At 39.6% G+C, this 250-nt stretch carries 1 protein-coding gene; it reads left to right on the plus strand.

The window, feature by feature from the left end:
• The coding region (locus tag AC5RVD_RS16815) for a super-infection exclusion protein B (protein ID WP_250406021.1) at positions 1-250 on the plus strand (250 nt) is incomplete at both ends.

Raw genomic sequence — 250 nt, forward strand, 5'->3', positions numbered from 1 at the left:
TTGGACTTCTGCTTTTAAGCCCAGATAACTGGCCTGAATATGTTAATGAGAGAATCGGTATTCCTCATGTGTGGCATGTTTTCGTCTTTGCTCTTGCATTTTCGCTAGCAATTAATGTGCATCGATTATCAGCTATTGCCAGCGCCAGATATAAGCGATTTAAGCTAAGAAAACGCATTAAGATGCAAAACGATAAAGTGCGATCAGTAATTCAAAACCTTACAGAAGAGCAATCTATGGTTTTGTGCGC

Source organism: Arthrobacter sp. THG-b23, assembly GCF_059091265.1.